We start from the raw sequence: 14,719 nt of genomic DNA on the forward strand, positions 1-14,719 counted from the left end.
AGGGCGTCTTACTTACCGGACCGCGCAAGACGGGCATTTACTCATCCAGCAAATGGCCCATTTTGGCGGCTTTGGTATCCAGATAGTGCGCATTTTTCGGGTTACGCCCGACAATCAACGGCACACGCTCAACGATATTGATGCCGGCTTCTGTCAGGATTTCGACTTTCTTCGGATTGTTGGTGAGCAGGCGAACTTCATCCACCCCCAGCAGCTTGAACATATCCGCACAGAGGGTAAAGTCACGCTCATCTGCAGCAAAACCTAACTGGTGGTTGGCTTCAACCGTGTCATAGCCTTGATCCTGCAACGCATACGCGCGAATCTTATTGAGCAGGCCGATATTACGTCCTTCCTGGCGGTGATACATCAGGATACCGCGACCTTCTTCCGCAATGTGCGAAAGTGCGGCTTCGAGCTGAAATCCGCAATCACAGCGCAGGCTAAACAGCGCGTCGCCCGTTAAACATTCAGAATGGACACGTGCCAGGACCGGTGTTTTCCCTGAAGTATCGCCATAGATCAGCGCGACGTGATCGTGTCCGGTTGCCAGTTCTTCAAATCCCACCATCAGGAAATCGCCCCATGGGGTTGGCAGTTTGGCTTCTGCCACACGTTTAAGCTGCATGTATTTCTCCAGATTATGCTGGCACCTGACGTGCCGTCGCCTGTTGGCTTCTGTATCGGTCTATTTTGCCATAAGCTGACGGACTTCACCTAATCACTGTCGTGCGTTCGAATTTGGAATGGCACAAATATGTCAATTTTCCCGACCTACGTCATTTTCGGTTATCATTGCGTGAATTATCAAAGGGGAGAGTTCATGCTTTCAATCGCCAAACGTACCGCTGTCGGTGCCGCGTTGTTACTTGCCATGCCTGTTGCCGTGTGGATCTCGGGCTGGACCTGGCAGCCGGGACACAATGTCTGGTGGTTAAAAGCCCTATACTGGGTAACTGAAACGGTCACTCAGCCCTGGGGAATTATCACCCATGTGATTCTGTGCGTCTGGTTTCTTTGGTGTTTACGCTTTCGCCTCAACGCGGCCATTATGCTATTTGCGATCCTCGCTGCGGCGATTATGCTGGGTCAGGGGATAAAATCCTGGGTCAAAGAACACGTACAGGAACCCCGTCCGTTTGTCATTTGGCTGGAAAAAACGCACCATATTCCTGTTGATGAGTTCTACACTTTAAAGCGTAAAGAACGTGGTAACTTAGTGAAAGAACAACTGTCCGGACAGCATGATATTCCGAGCTTTTTACGCAAACACTGGCAAAAAGAGACGGGTTTCGCATTTCCTTCCGGACACACGATGTTTGCGGCCAGTTGGGCATTGCTGGCCGTGGGGCTGTTATGGCCCCGCAGACGAACTCTGACAATTGCGCTGTTATTGGTTTGGGCGACTGGCGTGATGGGGAGCCGGATGGTATTGGGGATGCACTGGCCTCGCGATTTAGTGGTGGCGACCGTGATATCCTGGCTTCTGGTAACGCTTGCGACCTGGCTGGCGCAACGGCTGTGCGGGCCTTTAACGCCGCCAGTGGAAGAGGTTCGTGAGATAGCTGAACGTGAACAAGAAGACTGATCGTGGTTGATTTTCCGTAATTTGCCCTTAAATCATTTGTTGGCAGGGCGCTTTTCCATTTCGCACTCGTCGTGAAAATGGTAATTTAACAGGATGAATGCGGTAAGTTGAACACGATTTATTCGCTCAAACCACATAACGGGAAGTAATGTGAAATATTTACTCATTTTCTTACTGGTGTTGGCGATTTTTGTTATTTCGGTAACATTGGGTGCGCAAAACGATCAACAGGTGACGTTTAATTATCTGTTGGCTCAGGGCGAGTATCGTATCTCTACCTTGCTTGCCGTCTTATTTGCCGCAGGTTTTGCCATTGGTTGGCTGATTTGCGGCCTGTTCTGGCTGCGTGTTCGCGTTTCGCTGACGCGTGCAGAACGTAAAATTAAACGACTGGAAAACCAGCTTGCACCTGCGACCGACGTTGCGGTAACTCCCGATTCGTCGGTTGCGAAGGAATAATCATTTATGTTGGAGTTGTTGTTTCTGCTTTTACCTGTAGCGGCAGCGTATGGCTGGTATATGGGTCGCAGAAGTGCGCAACAAACAAAGCAGGATGAAGCTAACCGCTTGTCTCGCGATTATGTCGCTGGGGTTAACTTCCTCCTGAGTAACCAACAGGACAAAGCGGTGGACCTGTTCCTCGATATGCTAAAAGAGGATACCGGCACCGTTGAGGCTCATCTCACCCTCGGAAACCTGTTTCGCTCACGTGGCGAAGTCGACAGGGCTATTCGTATTCACCAAACCTTGATGGAAAGCGCATCGCTAAGCTATGAACAGCGTCTGCTGGCGATTCAACAGCTTGGCCGTGATTACATGGCTGCGGGGCTGTACGATCGCGCAGAAGACATGTTCACCCAACTGATTGATGAGACCGACTTTCGTATCAGCGCGCTACAGCAGCTGCTGCAAATCTATCAGGCGACCAGCGACTGGCAAAAAGCGATCGATGTCGCGGAACGGTTGGTGAAACTCGGCAAGGATAAACAGCGTATTGAGATTGCCCATTTCTACTGCGAGTTAGCACTGCAACAGATGGGCAGTGACGATATGGATCGTGCTATGGCGCTGTTAAAGAAAGGTGCCGCGGCAGACAAAAATAGCGCCAGAGTCTCGATTATGATGGGGCGGGTCTACATGGCAAATGGCGACTATGCCAAAGCAGTTGAGTGCCTGCAGCGCGTCATCTCTCAGGATAAAGAGTTGGTAAGCGAAACGCTGGAAATGCTGCAAACCTGCTACCAACAGCTCGGGAAGAATGATGAATGGGCTGAGTTTTTACGTCGGGCAGTAGAAGAGAACACCGGCGCCGCTGCAGAATTAATGCTGGCTGATATTCTGGAAGGGCGCGAAGGCAATGATGTCGCTCAGGTCTATATCACCCGTCAGCTGCAGCGTCATCCTACGATGCGCGTATTCCACAAACTGATGGATTACCACCTAAATGAAGCAGAAGAAGGGCGCGCCAAAGAGAGTCTGATGGTGTTGCGCGATATGGTCGGCGAACAGGTGCGCAGTAAACCCCGTTATCGCTGCCAGAAGTGCGGCTTCACGGCGTATACGCTGTACTGGCACTGTCCTTCCTGCCGTGCGTGGTCGACCATCAAGCCTATTCGCGGTCTTGACGGCCAGTAGTTTTAAAAAAAATCGTAATTTAGTTACAACATCCTTATTGTTTTTCATCCCGCAACCTCCGGCAATCGTGCAACGGGGTCTGGCAGGAACGCAAACGCGCCTGTTAATTTGAGCCTCTCGCGGGTAGAATGCACGCCGTTTACCTATTTCGCGCCACACCCGGCGCCCATCATAAGAAGGTCTGGTCATGACGTTTACTGCTTCATCTTCTTCTCGCGCTGCTACTGATTCTCCTGTCGTTGTTGCCCTGGATTATAATAATCGTGATAAAGCGCTGGCTTTCGTCGACAAAATCGATCCTTGTGATTGCCGCCTGAAAGTGGGCAAGGAGATGTTCACGCTCTTCGGGCCGCAACTCGTTCGTGATTTGCAACAGCGTGGGTTTGATATCTTTCTCGACCTGAAATTTCACGATATTCCCAATACCACCGCCCATGCGGTTGCCGCCGCAGCAGAACTTGGCGTCTGGATGGTCAATGTGCACGCTTCGGGTGGGGCGCGGATGATGACCGCCGCACGTGAGGCATTAACACCTTTTGGTAAAGACGCGCCATTGCTGATTGCGGTAACGGTACTGACCAGTATGGAAGCGAGCGACTTGCTTGATCTTGGCGTGACGTTGTCACCTGCGGAACATGCAGAGCGGCTGGCGCGTTTAACGCAAAACTGTGGTCTGGACGGTGTGGTCTGTTCAGCGCAGGAAGCCGTACGTTTCAAACAGGCGTTTGGTGAAGCGTTTAAACTGGTGACGCCGGGTATCCGTCCTCAGGGGAGTGACGCTGGCGATCAGCGCCGTATTATGACCCCGGAACAGGCGATGTCTGCGGGCGTGGATTATATGGTGATTGGCCGTCCGGTGACGCAGTCAGAAGATCCTGCACAAACCCTGAAAGCCATCAACGCGTCTCTGAAACGAGGAGCATAATGAACGATTCCAACAGTCGTCTGGTGTATTCAACAGACACTGGCCGTATTAATGAGCCAGAAGTTGCGCCTGAGCGCCCTAAAGGTGACGGCATTGTCCGCATTCAGCGACAGACCAGTGGTCGTAAAGGTAAAGGCGTTTGCCTGATTACCGGCATTGATATGGATGATGCTGAGCTGACAAAACTGGCCGCTGAACTGAAGAAAAAATGTGGTTGCGGCGGTGCGGTCAAAGAGGGTGTCATTGAAATTCAGGGGGATAAGCGCGACCTGATTAAATCGTTGCTGGAAGCCAAAGGAATGAAAGTCAAATTGGCTGGCGGCTAACGAAAAAAGCCACGGTATTTTCCGTGGCTTCAAATACAGCTGTAAATATTATTTTAAGTCAGACCAGGTCAGAAATAGTGTATTTTTGTATCGAGCCGGTCAACCGTAAATTATTTACCCACCTGGTGGCCGATAATACCACCCACAGCAGCACCACCCAGCGTACCCAGCGCGCTGCCGTCAGTTAAGACCGCGCCGCCGACTGCACCAGCGCCTGCACCAATTGCCGTGCTGCGGTCTTGTTTTGACCAGTTAGAACATGCGCTCAGAGACATCGCAAGGGTAATTGCCAGAACTGCGGCGGTCATTTTTTTGCTCGTTGCAAACATAATACTTTCTCCTGAATTAATGATTCACGGAAGCAAGTCTCTTTAACTATAGCTAAAATAGAGGCCATCAAAGAAGCATTCCGTAAAACCGTGTTGCGCAGGTGTGTAGTCTATTATCACGCAGGTGATAGTCACTTCCTGTTATATCGCTAACATTAATTTTACGACTTTGATTCATTTACTAAAGGTAAATAGTCTTAATTGGCTGATCGGAAAAATCTCAGAGAGAGGCGATGATTTGCCGGGCGGCAAATCATCTGAAAAGCGGTCAGGGCTGGGATTCAATGATGTTCACCGTCAACCCGGCGAGCTCCAGTTCCTGTTGGTCGTTAGCGCTGATTTTTGAATCAGTAATCACACGGTTGAACCTGGATAATGGGCCGAGCGTATACGGGTGTACGGTGCCAAATTTAGAGCTGTCGGTCAGCACAATGGCCTCCGCTCCTTTTTCAAGAACTGCATTGACCACATCAGAACGCATCATATCCCGTCCCGTAAATCCGGTTTCAGGCTGCCAGCCATCAATCCCGATGAAAGCCTTACTGAAGTGAACCTGTTGGATGAACTGTCGGGTTAAGGGACCGACCATACTTTCACTTTTTTTCTGATAGATCCCACCCAGCAGGATCACCTCGCAAGCCGTTTCCTTCAGCAAATGCGCAATGTAGCTGCTGACGGTAATAATCGTCACGTCTTTTTGTTCAGCCAGCGTTCTGGCCAGCAACGCGTTACTGCTGCCGTTTTCAATAAAGACTGACTCCCCCGGGTTGACCAGAGAAGCCGCAAACTCGGCGAGCTGATGTTTGAGGGTATAGTTAGTCATCATGCGCGTTTCAACATCTTCACTGTCCAGTGAAACGGCAAAACCATGTGCGCGGCGCAGGTAGCTCTGTTTCTCGAGCGTGTTGAGATCCTGTCGAATCGTCACTTCAGAAACACCGGTGATTTTTGCCAGCTCGGCCACACTCATGCGGCCTTTATCAATCACCATTTGTAAAATAGATTGTTGTCGGGAATTCATAGCTTTAATTTTTATAATGGTATCCATACCGTGGAGTAAAAGAATGCTACGTAGTCTGAGTCAGGTTATGCCCGACGTCAGATGGAGCCCTGTATTGTTAGATCTCCCAAGGAGATCTGGGGTGTTTTGACGACGATTCCACATCGTCTTTCACCTGGCTTAACAACTCTGCCTTCAGTATTTCAAGGTTATGAATGGCAGAGTGGTAATCGCCAGCGACAAGGATATCCAGCACGGTATCAATTCGCTCAGCGACACGTTGTGCGTCGATATCAGACATGGTTATCATCCTTACGTCAGAATGTGTTTGATTTTAATGATGCAGAAAATCATCGCAAAAGAGAAGGGAAAAATAGGATTACTCGCAACCCGTGAGAGATATCATATCTTCTGTCATAACAGACAGATAGGTTTGCGGTGAAATGACCTTTATTCTGTACGGTCAACGTCTCCTTGAGCGCCAACGCTAGCGTCTTTTTTTGTTCAGATACCGTTTATACCAGCGTTCAAATGCGGCGGCGGGCATCGGTTTGGCAAACAGAAAACCTTGCCGTTCGTTGATGCCATTCTTGGTTAAGAACGCATCTTCCTTCGTGCTTTCAACCCCTTCAGCAATCACCTGCAGATTCAGCGCCTGCGCCACTGCAACGATGGCGCGGACCAGCGATTGCGAGATGGACTGCTTGTGTATGTCTTTGACGAAGGTGTGATCAAGTTTGATGGCGTCAATCGGGAATCGGGCAAGCTGCGACAGGGAGGAGTACCCGGTGCCAAAATCATCCAGATGTATTTGCGCGCCCAGTTGGCTAAATTGTTGGATAACGGATAACGCAAGATCTTCATTTTCAATCAAACAGCTTTCCGTCAATTCGACATCAATGGGGCAATACTCAAAGTTAAGCTTATTAAGAACCTGCTTCAGGTCAGTAAAAATCGTCTGATCGGCGAGCTGTCGGGCAGAAATGTTAACCGCGACACGCAGATGAATCCCTTTATCGCGCCATTCGGCAACCTGTCGGACGACCTCGAGGATCACCCAGCGCCCCAGCGGAACAATTAAGCCAGACTCTTCCGCATACGAGATAAATTCACTGGGAGGGATCAGCCCGCGCTCGGGGGATTGCCAGCGCACCAGCGCTTCCAGGCTGCGAACTTCGCCTCGCCAGGTCAGTTTGGGCTGGTAGTGAATCAGCAGTTGATCACTTTCGAGGGCTTTACGCAGATGGGTATCCAGCCACAGATATTCGAAAACCCGTTGGTTCATTTCGGGGGAGAAAACGCAGAACTGGCCGCGTCCGCCTTCTTTGGCGGTGTACATTGCCGTGTCAGCGTTGCGAATAACGCTTTCGCTGTCGTGGCCGTGCTGAGGGGCCATCGCAATGCCAATAGAGCATCCGGTATGCACTTCAATCAGGCCGATACGGAAGGGCTGGCGTAAACGCGTTAAAATGCGGGAAGCAACGGCCTCAAGTGAACCCTGAGAAGTGTGGGTGGCAAGAATGATAAATTCATCACCGCCCAGACGGGCCAGTAGCTGATTCTCCTCCAGACAACTGAGGATCGCCAGTGACACGGCCTGCAATAACTGATCGCCAAACATATGTCCGTAGGCGTCGTTCACTTTTTTGAAATTATCCAGATCGAGATAAACAATACCAACCTGACTTTCCCCGGCGCTATCAATGGCGTCATCGATCAGCTCATGAATGGCATTACGATTGGGGAGTCCGGTAATCGTGTCGGTATTGGCTAACACCCGCAGGCGTTCCTGTGCGCGGCGCTCTTCGGTGATGTCGGTCCCCGAGCAGATCAGATAGATTTCATTTTTTCCGCTACCGCTATGGACAAATTTATTGCGAAACAGAAACAGGCGTTGGCCTTTCCGGGTCTTAACCCAGCGCTCGATTTCGTAAGAATTACCGTTACGGAAAAAACCGTCAATGTTACGCCGTGAGGCGGCGGCTTCGCGGCGACTCATAAATAACTTAAAAATGCTTTGCCCGATGACTTCGTGCTCTTTCAGGCCGGTATACTCTTCGCACAGACGGTTAAAGCGCTGAATATTGCCCCGGCTATCGAGGATCACAATGGCGGAATTGGCTTCGGAGACGACCTGTTCGGCAAAGGATAATCCTTGCACCAGATCGCGGGCGACGGAAGGGGTATCGTGCCAGGCGGATGCGCTGCCTGCCCATTCACGTTTATTGATTTTTCGACCCACCAAATGCACTGACAGATCGTAATCGTCGATGGGCAGCGTCATCATCAGGCTGGAGGTAATCACGGTCATTTCCCGAATGCGGTTGGCTTGTTCGGGCGTGAGTTCGACGGCCTGATCCGACTGTGCCGTCTCGGTGACCGATAAGTGCAGGATGTTGCAATCTTCCGACAAGTGCCAGTAAGGGCTGTGCGTCCCCAGGTAGCTAAACAAAGTGACCTGTCCCTGAATGTTTTTCATCATGCATACCGTTCCGTTTAAAGCGCTGTAGCCACCAGGATAAAGGTTAGCCATGGATACTGTTCGGTAACTATGGCTGAACATCTTGTTTTATTTATATTTTAATTTGTAATCCAGATTTAGAAAAATGCATACTCATCACAGAGAAATAGCCAAAAAAAACGTAACGAATAATTTAAGTGTAGTGTGCGTGGGCGGTTCAGGCGGGAAAAAGAAAACGGCCTTTCCTTATCGGGAAAGGCCGTTGTATTCGTCATACTTCACGTTGCAGGTACGGTGGTACGTTATGCGACCGGGCGAGCAATGACGCTACGGGTTTCCATGCGCACTTCGGCAATCGTTACGTCGATAACGTCAGTCACTTTGTAAACCACTTCGCCTTTAATCTGTACGGTTCCGTTTTCCTGGCTACAGACCATTTCGTCACGAACTGCATGCAGGAATGGCGCAGGGATAAAAGCAACGGCGCCGTTATCGACCAGACGAACACGCATTCCACCACGGCTGATATCAATGATTTCTGCCGCGAAACGCGTATCTGTACCGGCTTTGTCACTCAGGAAACGTGCGTACAGCCAGTCGCCGACATCACGTTCCGCCATACGGTTCAGGCGACGACGTTCTGCCATTTGCAGGGTCGTTTCATCCTGCGGACGCGCAACGGACTCACCCTTGATGATAGCTTTCAACAGGCGATGGTTGATCATGTCGCCATATTTACGGATAGGCGACGTCCAGGTGGCGTAGGCCTCCAGACCAAGACCAAAGTGCGGGCCTGGTTCGGTGCTGATTTCGGCGAACGACTGGAAGCGACGAATTCGGCTGTCCAGAAAACCGGAAGGCTGCGCATCCAGCTCACGACGGAGTTTGCAGAAACCCTCCAGCGTCAGGACTTCTTCGGCATTAACGTGCATACCGTGCGATGACAGCAGCGCCGCCAGGGCGTCGACGTTAGCCGGGTCAAATCCCATATGGACGTTATAAATACCAAAACCTAATTTGTCGCGGAGTACGCGAGCGGCGCAGATATTGGCGGCGATCATCGACTCTTCCACAATACGGTTGGCAATGCGACGAGGTTCCGCAACGATATCGAGGACTTCGCCTTTCTCACCCAGGACAAAACGGTAATCCGGACGGTCTTTGAACACCAGCGCGTGGTTGTGACGCCATTCGCCACGGCTCAGGCAAATGCGTTGCAGCAGTCGGATTTGCTGGGCAATGGCTTCGCTCTCTGGCTGCCAGGTTCCGGTGTTTTCCAGCCAATCGGAGACATTGTCATAGGCCAGTTTTGCTTTTGAAATGATGGTCGCGGCGAAGAACGTGATGTCGTCTTCAAGGGTTCCATCAGCAGCAATGGTCATCCGGCAGGCGAGAACAGGGCGAACTTCCTGCGCGCGCAAGGAGCACAGATCGTCAGAGAGTTCACGCGGCAACATGGGAATATTGAAACCCGGCAGATAGTTGGTAAACGCACGGACTTTCGCCGAGTTATCCAGCTTGCTACCTTCGGCAATCCAGGCGGTAGGATCGGCAATGGCGACGGTGAGTTGCAGTTTACCGTCTGCCAATTCTTGTGCGTATAACGCATCGTCCATATCTTCGGTGCTGGCACTGTCGATCGTGACAAAATCCAGCGCCGTCAGATCCTGACGTTCAAGGCCTTCATCCAGCATTTCAGTAGCGACGCCGTTAGGGGCTTCTTTTTCGAGGTTATGACGCGCCAGTGTGACCCACCATGGCACGAAGTGATCGTCGCCAAAGGTGATGAACTGGGTTAATTCGGCGTAAAACGTACGATCGCCTTTCAGGGGATGACGGCGCATCTCAGCGACTGCCCAGTCACCCTCTTTAAATTCATGTTCCACACCACGCGCCGCGCGGCACGGGATGGCGTCTTTCAGCAACGGATGATCCGGCACGATGGACAGACGATCGTTCTTGCCCTGAACTTTGCCCACGAAACGGGTCAGGAAGGGTTCAATCAGTTCTTCTGGTTCAGCAGATTCGCGTTCTTTTTCCGTGTGGATTACCGCGACAATGCGGTCACCGTGCATCACTTTTTTCATCTGCGGTGGCGGGATGAAATAACTTTTTTGCGCGTCGACTTCCAGGAAGCCAAAGCCTTTTTCCGTGGCTTTTACCACCCCTTCAGCGCGTGGCGTCTGGGAATGCAGTTGCTGTTTAAGCTGCGCTAGCAGCGGGTTGTCCTGAAGCATAATTGTCTATTTTCGTGGCCAAAAGAGCGGCTGACAGTTTTACGCGATTCTGCCTGACGCTTCAAGCGCTCTTTAAGCAAATGGATGGGTTAGTGGGTCTCACCCAGCGCGATTTTTAGGTGGTTTAACCATCCGCACAATCCGCTCCAACTGAGCAAGTTGATCGCCTGTTCAGAGGAAAAATCGAGCCCGGATAACGCGCTGAACTGGACGTCGCTAAAACGATCGGGCGCCCTCGTGAGCCATTGTATCGCTTGCAATGTAATGCGCTCAACCGGATGTCGTCGTTCCCACTGCTGTATTTCGCGTTCGTCCTGACGCAGTGCGGTAATGAGCGCGGCATATTCCGGGGAACGTTGCGCCTGCTCATTAAAGCAAGCGACGCTGCCATTAATACGGGCAGTGAGCAAGGTGGCAAGCCCAAAGGAGTTTTGCGGCACCTCAGTGCGCAATGCGCTTGTTATCAGTGCGGAAAGGCGTGAGAGCAGCGCGGGTTCGTGCGCCAGTATGGGCGCCAGCCGCTGTAACTCTGCGACTGGCGGGTGGGACAAACACGCCTGTTGTTCGGCGCAGGCCAGGGGAAACGCAACGGTGACATGCGCCGGAGACCATGTCGCCTCGACGACCGCAAAAGGGAGAGGTGGCGCGAACGGCTGCATGTCGAGTCCGGGCACCCAACGCACCGGCTGGCCGAGAAAAGCCTGGAAGACGGCGACCACCCGCGCCTGAAAACCGACAAAGCCCACGATCTGGCTTATCAGAACACTGTCCCATACCGTCAGTCCAACATCATCCAGATGTTGCCGGGCGCGGGCATCAATCACCGCAGGCGAACTGGCCAGTTGACGGGCATACTGGGTTATTTGTGCAAGCCGATGGTTACTTTCTCGGGAGGAGTCCGGGCCAGGGAGCGGCGCCAGACGAGCCGCATAGTGGTTACACAACCGCTGAACGCCACAGACCTGCGCGACAGTCAATGCGGTGCTCATTCGTTCATAGGCGCTGAACGTATTCATCTGATTTTGTTGAACATGAGCGGGAAACAGAAGGTGAGCAAGTTGACGGGCAGGGTGTAACCAGGATTGAAAGGGGAAAAGCGCGTCTTCAGGAATCGGCAGATCGAGTAGAAAACGGTCCTCTACATGCGCCGCCTCGGGCACCAGCGGCAGGACATCCTGCGTCCAGGCGTTGGACTGTGTTTCATGATACCAGTGGCTTTTGCCTGCAATTCGGCGTTGTTCCATGGGCGTTCCTTGATCTAAATGTGGCGACCCGGACACGTCGTCGAAACACAGCGGGTCGTTTTCGCTGCATTATCCTGACGTAAGCAAGAGGTGGGATGAAAGATTGTTACGTGATAATAAATATCGGAAAGCTATATGCTGCGCGGGAAATGCGTAAGGAGAGGGGAAAGCAGGCCGAGATCGATGGGCGACGAACGCCGCCCATACCAGGATCCTGAAACGATTATTTCAGTTCCAGCTCGTTCATTGCAGCGATGCTAAAACCGCCGTCAACGTGAACCACTTCACCAGAAATACCGGCAGACAGATCGGAGCACAGGAAGGCTGCAGAGTTGCCGACATCTTCAATGGTAACGGTACGACGAATCGGAGTAACTGCTTCGCAGTGCGCCAGCATCTTACGGAAATCTTTGATGCCAGATGCAGCCAGCGTACGGATTGGGCCAGCGGAGATACCGTTGACGCGCACGCCTTCCGGACCCATCGCATTCGCCATATAACGCACGTTGGCTTCCAGAGACGCTTTCGCCAGACCCATGACGTTGTAGTTCGGAATTGCGCGCTCTGCGCCCAGGTAGGAGAGCGTCAGCAGCGCAGAACCTGGGTTCAGCATGGAACGGCATGCTTTCGCCATCGCAACGAAGCTGTAGGAGCTGATGTCGTGAGCGATTTTAAAGCCTTCGCGGGTGACTGCATTCACGTAGTCGCCGTCCAGCTGGTCGCCAGGTGCGAAACCGATGGAGTGTACGAAACCATCGAATTTCGGCCAGACGTTACCCAGTTCAGCGAACATTGCGTCGATGCTGGCATCTTCAGCCACATCGCACGGCAATACGATGCTGGAATCCAGTTGAGCGGCAAATTCTTCCACACGGCCTTTCAGTTTGTCGTTCTGGTAGGTGAACGCCAGTTCAGCACCTTCGCGGCGCATAGCTTGCGCGATACCGTAGGCGATGGACAGTTTGCTGGCAACGCCAGTCACCAGAATGCGCTTACCGGAAAGAAAACCCATAGCTTTAATCCTTATGTCATTGCTTATTTTTGGCTTTATATTCATTTAGTTACAACGAACGGAGCCAGAATAATAGAGATAGCAGGCCGAAATTATAGCCCACTATACGCATGAATTGTCACGTGATTTTTACATAGCGCTGAAAGTGGAGAGCGCCAATGAGTAGAAAACCAACACTTTTCTATTATACCAGCAGCCGCGGTCTGTACTGATCCAACCTCATTCAATACTTTTGCGGCAAATGATGGATAGCAACAAGCCGTCCATTTTCGATGCTGATATAACCGCCCGTTTTGAGATCGGCGAGGATTTTCATGATGCTGCTGCGGGACAGATGGGTTCTGTCACGAATGAAGCGTTCAACGGAGATTTTACTGCGCAAAGGTTCAGGTTCATGCATCAATTGTACGAGCTGGCTGCAAATCACTTCATAAGCGGTCGGTGCACTCAATTGTTTACTGTAAGAAAACAGTTTGCTGCTCACCACGACCATATGTTTGGCCAGCACTTCCCATAAACCCAGTTCCTGAATGTGCTGATGTACCTCGTCTAAAGAGAGGGTCGCTATTTTGCACGGCTCAGCGGTAACAATATAGACGTCGTTGAGACCCAGACCGAGGATAGTAAAAGAAGGGGCTCTAACAATCAGAAGATTGTCTGATGAACGGTGCACATCTGCTGAGCCACTGATAATTAACCGGCAAACAGGTTTATCGTCCTGACGCAAATCAAGCCGAATCCCTTTTCGATATGATTGAGGCGTCGCGAAGGGCAGTAACGCCTCAACGAGAGTTTTTGACCATGGGTAGGGCGTATTTAATGCAGGTTGGGTTATCGCTTTTTCATCCATAAAACAGTTATACCGAATGACATGTTTCTTTGATAAGTATATACAAAGAGTTGCAAAACATTACAGCAAAGCTCACCAGATCATGCTTAAGTTCAAAACTTTGTCGGTAAGTAATTGATTGAATTTAACTTTCCATTGTTTATTTCAATGTAATTTCCCCGGCGTAAGGTTGAAAGGACCGCCATAATCCCGCTGCGAGACAGAAAACTGCGGCTTTGGATGTAATTGACCACCGATTCTGATTTTCTGAACTCCTCTGACTCCAGCGAAAGTTCAAACAGCAAATAGCGTACGGTGCCATACGCGCCCGGCTGAGACATCCGCGTACAGTGGGTAAATATGCGGGATGAGATATGCGCCATCACATGGGAAAGCGGCTCCCATAGCGCGTGCTGTTTGATAATATCCATCGCCAGGTCAAGCGGGAGTCGGCTCAGGACCGCATCTGCTGACGCGCATAGTGTTAATCGACAGGGGTTATCACTCAACATGCAAAAACCAAAGATAAAAGGCGCGGTTTCTGTGTTTAACGATAACCCATCTTTTGTGCGGTTGATCACCACATGCCCTCTATGCAGCAAATAACAGTAATTTATCTCATCGGTTGCATACTGCAACAATGTTCCCTTGCGAGTCAGTAGGGGAGTGGCCTGCGGTTCTAAAGCTGTGAACAATTGCTGCAAGGAACGTTCCGGCTTATTTTCATGCAAGAAAATGCCAATGGTCGGTGAATCTGACATGGTGAGGCTGAATCCTGGTAATGAAAATGAAATAGAATAACGTTTGAATTATGACGTATTCGAGCCTGTAACCGGAGCCAGAATAAGTGTCTAAAATTACACCGCGGAATTATTGCAATTTGTAATTAAATGGCGTGAGGGGGTGTGTAATTTTGGATTGCGGCTATATTGCGTTTAATTGTTCCTATAAATACAATCTTCCTTGTCATTGAATAGCCAGGTTTTTGTGATAGACATTTTCACTCATGTTTTCTATTCAAACCGTATAGGCGATATAGAGGTTGAATGAGATAATTATTAATTATTTATGGAAGGAATGGTTTGCAGCGGCGAATGTAACGCCATTGTATACCCCCTTCTTTTTATAATTAA

At 50.8% G+C, this 14,719-nt stretch carries 15 protein-coding genes; 5 read left to right on the forward strand and 10 right to left on the reverse strand.

The features are described 5' to 3' along the window. Window positions 1-37: 37 nt before the first annotated feature. Window positions 38-628, reverse strand: a complete 591-nt coding sequence (gene ribA / locus JM656_RS10170; RefSeq protein ID WP_203361029.1) for a GTP cyclohydrolase II — start codon at window positions 626-628, stop codon at window positions 38-40. Between the two features lie 195 nt (window positions 629-823). Between ribA and pgpB the strand changes: the two genes are divergently transcribed. From pgpB to yciH, 5 genes are all read left to right on the forward strand, one after another. After that, window positions 824-1,588, forward strand: a complete 765-nt coding sequence (gene pgpB / locus JM656_RS10175) for a phosphatidylglycerophosphatase B (RefSeq protein WP_203361030.1) — start codon at window positions 824-826, stop codon at window positions 1,586-1,588. A gap of 150 nt (window positions 1,589-1,738) precedes the next feature. After that, window positions 1,739-2,047 (forward strand): lipopolysaccharide assembly protein LapA, encoded by a 309-nt coding sequence (gene lapA / locus JM656_RS10180; RefSeq protein WP_203361031.1) that lies wholly within the window; start codon window positions 1,739-1,741, stop codon window positions 2,045-2,047. A 6-nt stretch (window positions 2,048-2,053) separates the two neighbouring features. Then, window positions 2,054-3,223, forward strand: coding sequence for a lipopolysaccharide assembly protein LapB (gene lapB, locus JM656_RS10185; RefSeq protein WP_203361032.1), 1,170 nt, complete (start codon window positions 2,054-2,056; stop codon window positions 3,221-3,223). Between the two features lie 187 nt (window positions 3,224-3,410). Then, on the forward strand, window positions 3,411-4,148 hold the full coding sequence (gene pyrF / locus JM656_RS10190) for an orotidine-5'-phosphate decarboxylase (protein WP_203361033.1): 738 nt from the start codon (window positions 3,411-3,413) through the stop codon (window positions 4,146-4,148). Continuing rightward, entirely contained in the window at window positions 4,148-4,474 is a 327-nt protein-coding gene (gene yciH / locus JM656_RS10195; protein ID WP_203361034.1) for a stress response translation initiation inhibitor YciH, read from the forward strand. The genes pyrF and yciH overlap by 1 nt, the downstream gene beginning before the upstream one ends. Before the next feature lie 110 nt (window positions 4,475-4,584). Here yciH and osmB read toward each other — a convergent pair whose 3' ends face one another. From osmB to JM656_RS10240, 9 genes are all read right to left on the reverse strand, one after another. Further along, window positions 4,585-4,803 carry an osmotically-inducible lipoprotein OsmB gene (osmB, locus tag JM656_RS10200; RefSeq protein ID WP_162383533.1) on the reverse strand — a complete coding sequence of 73 codons (219 nt, stop codon included), beginning with the start codon at window positions 4,801-4,803 and terminating at the stop codon, window positions 4,585-4,587. Between the two features lie 268 nt (window positions 4,804-5,071). Then, window positions 5,072-5,824 carry a DNA-binding transcriptional regulator YciT gene (locus JM656_RS10205; protein ID WP_203361035.1) on the reverse strand — a complete coding sequence of 251 codons (753 nt, stop codon included), beginning with the start codon at window positions 5,822-5,824 and terminating at the stop codon, window positions 5,072-5,074. A 97-nt stretch (window positions 5,825-5,921) separates the two neighbouring features. After that, the gene (locus JM656_RS10210) at window positions 5,922-6,113 is read right to left on the reverse strand and encodes a hypothetical protein (protein WP_203361036.1); all 192 of its coding nucleotides are present in this window, start codon (window positions 6,111-6,113) and stop codon (window positions 5,922-5,924) included. Between the two features lie 177 nt (window positions 6,114-6,290). After that, complete coding sequence (gene pdeR, locus JM656_RS10215; RefSeq protein WP_370552332.1) at window positions 6,291-8,282, reverse strand: cyclic di-GMP phosphodiesterase; 1,992 nt, start codon at window positions 8,280-8,282, stop codon at window positions 6,291-6,293. 284 nt (window positions 8,283-8,566) lie between these two features. Further along, on the reverse strand, window positions 8,567-10,501 hold the full coding sequence (locus tag JM656_RS10220; RefSeq protein WP_203361038.1) for an exoribonuclease II: 1,935 nt from the start codon (window positions 10,499-10,501) through the stop codon (window positions 8,567-8,569). 89 nt (window positions 10,502-10,590) lie between these two features. Beyond that, on the reverse strand, window positions 10,591-11,745 hold the full coding sequence (locus JM656_RS10225) for a CMD domain-containing protein (protein WP_203361039.1): 1,155 nt from the start codon (window positions 11,743-11,745) through the stop codon (window positions 10,591-10,593). Between the two features lie 223 nt (window positions 11,746-11,968). Beyond that, a complete protein-coding gene (gene fabI, locus JM656_RS10230) occupies window positions 11,969-12,757 on the reverse strand; it encodes an enoyl-ACP reductase FabI (RefSeq protein ID WP_203361040.1) in 789 nt (262 codons plus the stop codon). A gap of 223 nt (window positions 12,758-12,980) precedes the next feature. Continuing rightward, the gene (locus tag JM656_RS10235; RefSeq protein ID WP_203361041.1) at window positions 12,981-13,607 is read right to left on the reverse strand and encodes a winged helix-turn-helix transcriptional regulator; all 627 of its coding nucleotides are present in this window, start codon (window positions 13,605-13,607) and stop codon (window positions 12,981-12,983) included. Window positions 13,608-13,699: 92 nt separating this feature from the next. Next, window positions 13,700-14,347: a helix-turn-helix domain-containing protein gene (locus JM656_RS10240; protein WP_203361042.1), complete on the reverse strand. Its 648-nt coding sequence runs from the start codon at window positions 14,345-14,347 to the stop codon at window positions 13,700-13,702. Between the last annotated feature and the right edge of the window lie 372 nt (window positions 14,348-14,719).

It is taken from the genome of Citrobacter sp. R56, from assembly GCF_016811995.1.
Classification (GTDB): Bacteria; Pseudomonadota; Gammaproteobacteria; order Enterobacterales; family Enterobacteriaceae; genus Citrobacter_D; species Citrobacter_D enshiensis.